At 72.0% G+C, this 7,892-nt stretch carries 7 protein-coding genes; 6 read left to right on the top strand and 1 reads right to left on the bottom strand.

Annotation, left to right across the window (positions count from 1 at the left end):
* Positions 1–167: 167 nt before the first annotated feature.
* The 6 genes from FV230_RS21110 (at position 168) to FV230_RS21080 (ending at position 7,472) form a co-directional block, all read left to right on the top strand.
* Complete coding sequence (locus tag FV230_RS21110; RefSeq protein ID WP_147729244.1) at positions 168–1,172, top strand: hypothetical protein; 1,005 nt, start codon at positions 168–170, stop codon at positions 1,170–1,172.
* Between the two features lie 49 nt (positions 1,173–1,221).
* Positions 1,222–2,604 (top strand): 8-oxoguanine deaminase, encoded by a 1,383-nt coding sequence (locus FV230_RS21105; RefSeq protein WP_147843786.1) that lies wholly within the window; start codon positions 1,222–1,224, stop codon positions 2,602–2,604.
* Positions 2,604–4,136, top strand: a complete 1,533-nt coding sequence (locus FV230_RS21100; RefSeq protein ID WP_187275574.1) for an ABC transporter ATP-binding protein — start codon at positions 2,604–2,606, stop codon at positions 4,134–4,136. The genes FV230_RS21105 and FV230_RS21100 overlap by 1 nt, the downstream gene beginning before the upstream one ends.
* A 189-nt stretch (positions 4,137–4,325) precedes the next feature.
* Positions 4,326–5,411: an ABC transporter permease gene (locus FV230_RS21090; protein ID WP_147843784.1), complete on the top strand. Its 1,086-nt coding sequence runs from the start codon at positions 4,326–4,328 to the stop codon at positions 5,409–5,411.
* A 27-nt stretch (positions 5,412–5,438) separates the two neighbouring features.
* On the top strand, positions 5,439–6,365 hold the full coding sequence (locus tag FV230_RS21085) for an ABC transporter permease (RefSeq protein ID WP_147843783.1): 927 nt from the start codon (positions 5,439–5,441) through the stop codon (positions 6,363–6,365).
* Between the two features lie 48 nt (positions 6,366–6,413).
* Complete coding sequence (locus FV230_RS21080; RefSeq protein WP_147843782.1) at positions 6,414–7,472, top strand: BMP family ABC transporter substrate-binding protein; 1,059 nt, start codon at positions 6,414–6,416, stop codon at positions 7,470–7,472.
* A gap of 49 nt (positions 7,473–7,521) precedes the next feature.
* Here the strand turns inward: FV230_RS21080 and FV230_RS21075 are convergent, their stop codons facing one another.
* Positions 7,522–7,776, bottom strand: coding sequence for a hypothetical protein (locus FV230_RS21075; RefSeq protein ID WP_147843781.1), 255 nt, complete (start codon positions 7,774–7,776; stop codon positions 7,522–7,524).
* Positions 7,777–7,892: the final 116 nt, after the last annotated feature.

The following is a 7,892-nucleotide window of genomic DNA, read 5'->3' as shown; positions in this document are numbered from 1 at the left end:
GCGCGTTTCAGGGGCGCCGCCGCCGCACCCGTCGGAGCGGGCGCCTGCGCTCGGCCGGCAAACCTGTTGCCGAATTATGACTCGGCCGCCGCCTCTCGCCCAGGTGGCACGCGCTGGCATATCGGTTGCTGCCTGCTCACCGGATTTTCGGCACGGAGAGGGCAGACATGATCGCTCGGGGACTCGTTGCAGCGGCCATGTCGCTCGGTCTGGTGGGATACGGCGCGGCGGCCGATCTCGATGCGAAGAAGGACAAGGCGCCCGTCGAGGCGCCGGCCAAGGAGGCGCCGTTCTTCCTCTTCGCCGACACGCAGTTCAGCTATCGCTACCAGTTCCCGACCGTGTCACCGGGCGTCCAGATCCAGAAGGCCGACGGCTCGTTCGTCAGCCGCGAGGCGCCCAAGCAGATCTACAACATCTCGCATGCCGACGCCTGGGCCTACGGCACGAACTTCTTCTCGCTCGACATCCTCAAGTCGGGCTCGCAATTCCCGGCCGGCACCACGAACCCGCCCGGCAGCGTCGGCGCGCCGTTCTTCGCCGATTACGGCAACACCGAAGCCTACGGCCTCTATCGCGGCACCCTGAGCCTCAACGCGCTGACCAACTCCAAGGCGTTCACGCTGCCGGGCATCGTCAAGGACATCTCCCTCGCCTTCGGCTTCGACGCGAACTCGCAGAACGACGCGTTCGGCTCGAAGAAGCGCGACGTGGTCGGCGGCCTCAACTTCTCCTTCGACGTGCCGGCCGGGTTCCTGAACCTGTCGGTCCACGCCTACAAGGAATGGAACCGCAACGGCTTCAACCTGCAGCCCGATCGCGACCAGAGCTTCGACGTGGTGCCGGAATTCGAGGTGGTCTACAATTTCCCCCTCGCCTTCACCAACCTGCCGCTGAGCCTGACCGGCTTCAACAACATCGTGCTGCCCAAGGGCCGCGGCGTGCAGAACGTGGCCGACTTCGCCTTCAACCCGAAGCGCGGCCTCGAATTTCTGTCGCGCACCAACCTGGTGCTCGACGTGGGCAAGCTGATCTACGACCAGCCCAACAAGGTCGACGCCTTCATCGGCTTCCAGTACTGGCTGAACAAGTTCGGCAACGTCGAGACGGCGACGTTCAAGGGCACGGAAGAGAAGAGCTTCCTCGCCGGCGTCGCGTTCCACATCTTCTGATCGCCGGTTGGATCGCCGATCGCACGACCGTGACGGGATGGGAGACGGCATGACGGGATCCGACGCCAGGCCCCGAGGGGACGAAACGCTCCGGCGCCTGTGGATTCGCAATCCGCTGGCGATCCTCGCCGAGGGCGCCGGCGGCGGCATCGTGGTCGAGGGCAGCCGCATCGTCGAGCGCGTGGCGGCCGGCGCGCAGCCCGCCGCGCCGGTGGACGAGACCTTCGACGCGTCGCGCCACGTCGTCATCCCCGGGCTGATCAACACCCACCACCACTTCTTCCAGACGCTGACGCGGGCCCACCCGCTGGCGATCAACAAGCCGCTGTTCCCGTGGCTGAAGGCGCTCTACACGGTCTGGGACAAGATCACCCCCGACGCGTTCCGGCTCGCGACGCGGCTCGCCTACACCGAGCTGCTGCTCTCCGGCTGCACCACGGCGGGGGACCACCACTACCTCTACCCGAAGGGGCTCGAGGATTCCGTCGACGTGCAGGTCGACGAGGCGCGCAGCCTCGGCATCCGCGCCTTCGTCACCCGCGGCTCGATGAGCCTGTCGGAGAAGGACGGCGGCCTGCCGCCCGAATGCCTGACGCAGGACGACGACACCATCCTCGCCGACAGCGAGCGGGTGCTGAACCTGTTCCACGACGCGAAGCCCGGCGCGATGGTGCGGATCGGGCTGGCGCCGTGCTCGCCCTTCAACGTCACCAAGCGGCTGATGCGCGAGAGCGCGGCGCTCGCCGACCGCCACGACTGCCAGCTCCACACCCATCTCGGCGAGACGCTGGACGAGGACGCCTACTGCCTGGAGATGTTCGGCCAGCGGCCGGTCGACTACCTCGAGGAGGTCGGCTGGATGAGCCCGCGGGCCTGGCTCGCGCACGGCATCCACTTCAACGACGACGAGGTGCGCCGGCTCGGCAAGGCCGGCGTCGGCGTCTGCCACTGCCCGACCTCGAACATGACGCTGGCCTCGGGGCAGTGCCGCACCTGCGAGCTGGAGGCGGCGGGCGCGCCGGTTGGCCTCGGCGTCGACGGCTCGGCCTCGAACGACAGCTCCAACCTGATGGAGGGCGTGCGCCACGCCCTGATGATCAACCGCCTGACCTACGGTGCCGAAGCGGTGACGCATCTCGACGCCCTGCGCTGGGCCACCGAGGGCTCGGCCCGCTGCCTCGGGCGCGACGACATCGGCCGGATCGAGCCGGGCCGCGAGGCCGACCTCGCGCTGTTCACCCTCGACGCGCTGCGCTTCTCCGGCGCGCACGATCCGCTGGCCGCGCTCGTGCTGTGCGGCGCGCACCGCGCCGACCGGGTGATGGTCGCGGGCCGGTGGCGGGTGGTCGACGGAAACCCCGTCGGCATGGACACGCGGAAGCTGCGCGAGGACCACGGCCGGCTCGCCCTCAGCCTCCTCGGCGGCGCCTGATGGCGGCCGTGCCGTCGCCCGCCGCCGGCACCGCGCCGCTCTACGGGGCCTACGGCATCGTCAAGCGCTTCGGCGACTTCAAGGCCAACGACGGCGTCGACCTCGAGATCCGCGCCGGCGATATCCACGCGCTGCTCGGCGAGAACGGCGCCGGCAAGTCGACCCTGATGAAGATCCTCTACGGGCTGCTGGAGCCGACAGAGGGCGTCGTCACCCACAAGGGCGACATCGTGCAGCTGCCCGACCCCGAGGCGGCGCGCGCCATCGGCATCGGGATGGTGTTTCAGCACTTCTCGCTCTGCGAGAACCTGACGGTGGCCGAGAACATCGCCCTCGTCATGCCGAAGACCCTCTCGGGCAGGGCGCTCGCCGAGCGGATCGCCGCGCTCGGGGCGGCCTACGGCCTGCACCTCGATCCCGCCCGGCCGGTCTGGTCGCTCTCGGCCGGGGAGCGCCAGCGCATCGAGATCGTGCGCTGCCTGCTGCAGGACCCGCGCCTCGTCATCCTCGACGAGCCGACCTCGGTGCTGACGCCGGGCGAGGCGGAGCAGCTGTTCTCGGTGCTGGAGCGGCTGCGCGACGAGGGCCGGGCGCTGCTCTACATCTCGCACCGGCTCGACGAGGTGCGGCGCCTGTGCACCCGCGCCACCATCCTGCGCCACGGGCGCGTCGTCGGCGCCTGCGATCCGCAGGGGGAGAGCGCCCGCTCGCTCGCGGCCCTGATGGTCGGGGCGCAGGTCGGCGCGGTGACCGGCCGAGCCGGCGCCGCGCTCGGCCCGCCGCGCCTCGTCCTCGATCGCCTGTCCCTGCCGGCGCCCGGCCTGCACGGCACCGCGCTCGCCGACATCCGCCTCACCGTCCGGGGCGGCGAGATCCTCGGCGTGGCCGGCGTCGCCGGCAACGGGCAGGCGGAGTTCTTCTCCGCGCTCTCCGGCGAGACCGCCGCGGCGCGGGCCGAGGCGGTCGTCGTCGACGGCGCGGCCGTCGGGCGGCTCGACATCAACGCGCGGCGCCGGCGCGGCGCGGCCTTCGTGCCCGAGGAGCGCAACGGCCACGCGGCCGCCCCGGGCATGAGCCTGTCCGAGAACGCGGTGCTCTCGCGCCACGCCACCGCGTCGCTCGCGCGCTTCGGCCTGCTCCGGCGCGGGGCGGCACGCGCGCTCGCGGACGCCGTGATCGCGGCCTTCGACGTGCGCAAGGCCGGCCCTGACCCCGCCGCCGGCACCCTGTCGGGCGGGAACCTGCAGAAGTTCGTCGTCGGGCGCGAGATCCAGGCGGAGCCCGGCGTTCTGGTGGTCAACCAGCCGACCTGGGGCGTCGACGCCTCGGCCGCCGCCCGCATCCGCCAGGCGCTGATCGATCTCGCCGCCCGCGGCGCCGCGCTGCTGGTGATCAGCCAGGACCTCGACGAGCTGTTCGAGATCGCGAGCCGGATCGCGGTGCTGCATGCCGGCACCCTCTCCGAGCCGGTCCCGGCGGGCGAGACGACCCGCGAGGCGGTGGGCTTGCTGATGGGCGGATCGCATGCGTGAAGCTGCGGCGTTCTTCCCTCCCCCTGAAGCGGGGGAGGGTACCCTGCGCAGCAGGGGGGGAGAGGGGAGCGCCGCGTCCGGCACCGTCGCTCCCCTCTCCCGACCCTCGCTGACGCGAGGCCCGCCCTCCCCCGCAGAGGGGGGAGGGAGGAGCCGCCCGCGATTCTTTCCGACTGTTCAGAGCCTCCCATGCGCCTCGATCTGAGCCCGCGCGCCCGGCGCTCGGCCGTGCTCTCGGCGCTGTCGCCGGTCATCGCCTTCGCCGGCGCCGTGCTCGTCGGCGGGATCGCGGTGGCTTTGCTCGGCGTCGCGCCGGGGGCCGCGTTCACGACCTACTTCGTCACCCCGCTGAGCGAGGTGTGGTCGCTGCAGGAGGTGGCGCTGAAGGCGGCGCCGCTGGCGCTGGTCGCCACGGGGCTGGCCTTCTGCTTCCGTGCGAGCCTGTGGAACATCGGCGCCGAGGGCCAGTTCGTGGTCGGCGGCCTGGCCGGCGGCTGGATCGGCGTCGCGACGCAAGGGGCGGAGGGCTTCACGGCCTGGATCCTGCCGACGATGCTGGCCGCCGGCACGCTGGCGGGCCTCGCCTACGCGATGATCCCGGCGCTCCTGAAGGTCCGCCTCGGCGTGTCGGAGATCTTGACCAGCCTGATGCTGGTCTACGTCGCGGAGCTGCTGCTCGACTACATGGCCCGCGGGCCGTTGCGCGATCCGGCGGGCTTCAACTTCCCGCAGAGCGTGCCGTTCGATCCGGCGGCGCGGCTGCCCTACCTGATGGAGGGCGACACGCTGCATGCCGGCGTGCTGATCGCGCTCGCTGCCGTGATCGTCGCGACGCTCGTCCTCGCCCGGACGCTGTTCGGCTTCGAGGTCCGCGTCGTCGGCGCCGCGCCGCGCGCGGCGCGGTTCGCGGGCTTCAGCGACGCGCGCCTGACGCTCGCCGTCTTCGCGATCTCGGGGGCGGCGGCCGGGCTCGCCGGCATCTGCGAGGTGGCCGGCAAGATCGGCCAGCTGCAGCCGACGATCTCGCCGGGCTACGGCTTCACCGCGATCATCGTCGCTTTCCTCGGGCGGCTGTCCCCCCCGGGAATCCTGGTCGCCGCCGGGGTGATCGCGCTGACCACGATCGGCGGCGAGTCGGCCCAGATCGACCTGAAGCTGCCGCTCGACCTCACCCGCGCGTTCCAGGGGCTGCTGCTCGCCTTCGTGCTCGGGGCGGACGTGCTCGCCCGCTACCGCGTCCGGCTCGTGCCGGGCGGCCCCCGGCGGACCGCGTGAGGCGCCGGGCATGGTGAGAAGGCGGCCATGACCCTCGACATCGTCCAGATGGTGCTCGTCACCGTGCTGACCGCGGCCACGCCCCTGATCCTGGCCGCGATCGGCGAGCTGGTGGCGGAGCGCTCCGGGGTGCTCAACCTCGGCACCGAGGGAATGATGGTGCTCGGCGCCGCCGCCGGCTTCGCGGTCGCCACCGAGACGGGCTCGACGCTCGCCGGCGCGCTCGGCGGCGCCGGCGCCGGGCTCGCGCTGTCGGGGCTGTTCGCGATCCTCACGGTCGGGCTCGCCGCCAACCAGGTCGCCTCGGGCCTCGCCCTGACGATCCTCGGCCTCGGGCTCTCGGGCCTCGTCGGCACCGGCTACGTCGGGATGAAGCGCGATCCGGCGCCCCACCTCCACCTGGCGGGGCTGAGCGACCTGCCGCTCGTCGGCGACCTGCTCTTCGGGCAGGACGCCTTCGTCTACGTCGCGGTCGCCCTGGTGCTCGGGGTGTGGTGGTTCCTCGGCCGGAGCCGCGCCGGGCTGGTGCTGCGCGCCATCGGCGACGACCACACCGCGACGCACGCGCTCGGCCTGCCGGTGCGCAAGGTCCGCGTCCTCGCGGTCCTGTTCGGGGGCGCCTGCGCCGGGCTCGCTGGCGCCTACCTGTCGCTCGCCTACACCCCGTTCTGGTCGCCGGGGATGACCGCCGGGCGCGGCTGGATCGCCCTGGCGCTGGTGGTGTTCGCCTCGTGGCGCCCGCTGCGGGTGGCCGCCGGGGCGCTGCTGTTCGGCGGCGCGACGGTGCTCCAGCTCCACGCCCAGGCCGCGGGCCTCGGCCTGCCGGGGCAGGCGCTGTCGGCGCTGCCCTACGTTGCGACGATCCTGGCCCTGGTCTTGCTGTCCCTCGGGCGGCGCCAGGGCGGCTCGCTGGCGCCCGCCGCCCTGGGCCGCGAATTCACGCCCCACCGCTAGAAGGCGGGGGCCATGTTGGGGGTATCGACCTTGGGGACATCGACGACCATGCGGACGATCACCGGCGCCATCCTGGCGGCTCTCCTGCTCGCACCCGCCGCGCGGGCCGACGACAAGCTCAAGGTCGGCTTCGTCTATGTCGGCCCGGTGGCCGATTACGGCTATTCCTACCAGCACGACCTCAGCCGCAAGGCGCTCGAGGCGGCAATGCCCGGCAAGGTCGAGACCACGTTTCTCGAGAGCGTGCCCGAGGCCGACAGCGAGCGCTCGATCGAGAAGCTGGCGCGCTCGGGCGCCAAGCTGATCTTCACCACCTCGTTCGGCTTCATGGAGCCGACCCTGAAGGTCGCCAAGAAATTCCCCACCGTGAAGTTCGAGCACGCCACGGGATACAAGCGCAGCGCCAACGTCTCCACCTACTCGGCCCGCTTCTACGAGGGCCGCTACGTCTGCGGAAAGATCGCCGGCACGCTCTCGAAGTCCGGCACGGTCGGCTACATCGCCTCGTTCCCGATCCCCGAGGTGGTGAGCGGCATCAACGCCTTCATGCTGGGCGCGCAGTCGGTGAACCCGAACGTCAAGCTCAAGATCGTCTGGGTGAACACCTGGTTCGACCCGGGCAAGGAGGCGGAGGCCGCCAAGGCCCTGCTCGCGCAGGGCGCCGACATCCTGACCCAGCACACCGATTCCGCGGCCCCGCTGCAGGAGGCCGAGAAGGCCGGCAAGCTCGCCTTCGGCCAGTCCTCGGATCAGTTCCGCTTCGCCCCGAAGGCGCAGCTGACCTCGATCACCGACGACTGGGACGGCTACGTGATCGGCGAGGCCAAGGCGGTGCTCGACGGCTCGTGGAAGAGCCACGACACCTGGGGCGGCATCAAGGACGGCATGGTCGTGCTCGCGCCCTTCACCAACATGCCGGACAACGTGAAGGCGATGGCCGAGGAGACCAAGGCCGGCATCGCGTCGGGCAAGGTCCACCCCTTCGCCGGCCCGGTGACGAAGCAGGACGGCACGGTCGCGGTGAAGGCGGGCGAGGACGCGCCCGACCCGATGATCCTCGGCATGAACTGGTACGTGAAGGGCATCGACGACAAGCTGCCGCAGTAGCGGGCCGCCGTCTCCGGCGCGCGAGCGGGGGGCCGCCCGCGCGTCCGGTTCAGTAGCGGGGCCGCGGCGGCACGTCGTCCCGGCGCGGCGGCGCCTCCGTCGTGACGCCGCCCGCCGGCGGCGGAACCGCCACCGCGTCGCCGTCGCGGACGGCGTTCATCTCGTTCTGCGGGCCCGCGCGGCCTTCGGTGCCGCCGGGCGCCGTCGCGGGGTCGAGCCCCGCAGGGGCGCCCGTCGACTGGGCGAAGGCGGAGCCGCCGAGGCCGGCGGCGAGGGTCAGGGCCGTGAGGGTGGCGAGGCGCATCGATGGGTTCTCCGTGATCGCGTGAGGGGCGCGGGCGGCTCAGCGCCGGTGGCGGCGGTGGTGGCGCATCCGGCGCCGGCCGTAGGCGTCGCCGCTGCGGATCGCCTCCATCCGGT

This window comes from Methylobacterium sp. WL6 (assembly GCF_008040095.1).
Taxonomy (GTDB): domain Bacteria; phylum Pseudomonadota; class Alphaproteobacteria; order Rhizobiales; family Beijerinckiaceae; genus Methylobacterium.
The sequence above is the reverse complement of the archived record's forward strand: the minus strand, read 5'-3'. Positions and strand labels throughout refer to the sequence as shown.

Bases quoted from the DNA above. Each gene is read 5' to 3' on its own strand.
- FV230_RS21110 (WP_147729244.1), top strand. From the start codon at position 168: ATGATCGCTCGGGGACTCGTTGCAGCGGCCATGTCGCTCGGTCTGGTG.
- FV230_RS21105 (WP_147843786.1), top strand. From the start codon at position 1,222: ATGACGGGATCCGACGCCAGGCCCCGAGGGGACGAAACGCTCCGGCGC.
- FV230_RS21100 (WP_187275574.1), top strand. From the start codon at position 2,604: ATGGCGGCCGTGCCGTCGCCCGCCGCCGGCACCGCGCCGCTCTACGGG.
- FV230_RS21090 (WP_147843784.1), top strand. From the start codon at position 4,326: ATGCGCCTCGATCTGAGCCCGCGCGCCCGGCGCTCGGCCGTGCTCTCG.
- FV230_RS21085 (WP_147843783.1), top strand. From the start codon at position 5,439: ATGACCCTCGACATCGTCCAGATGGTGCTCGTCACCGTGCTGACCGCG.
- FV230_RS21080 (WP_147843782.1), top strand. From the start codon at position 6,414: ATGCGGACGATCACCGGCGCCATCCTGGCGGCTCTCCTGCTCGCACCC.
- FV230_RS21075 (WP_147843781.1), bottom strand. From the start codon at position 7,776: ATGCGCCTCGCCACCCTCACGGCCCTGACCCTCGCCGCCGGCCTCGGC.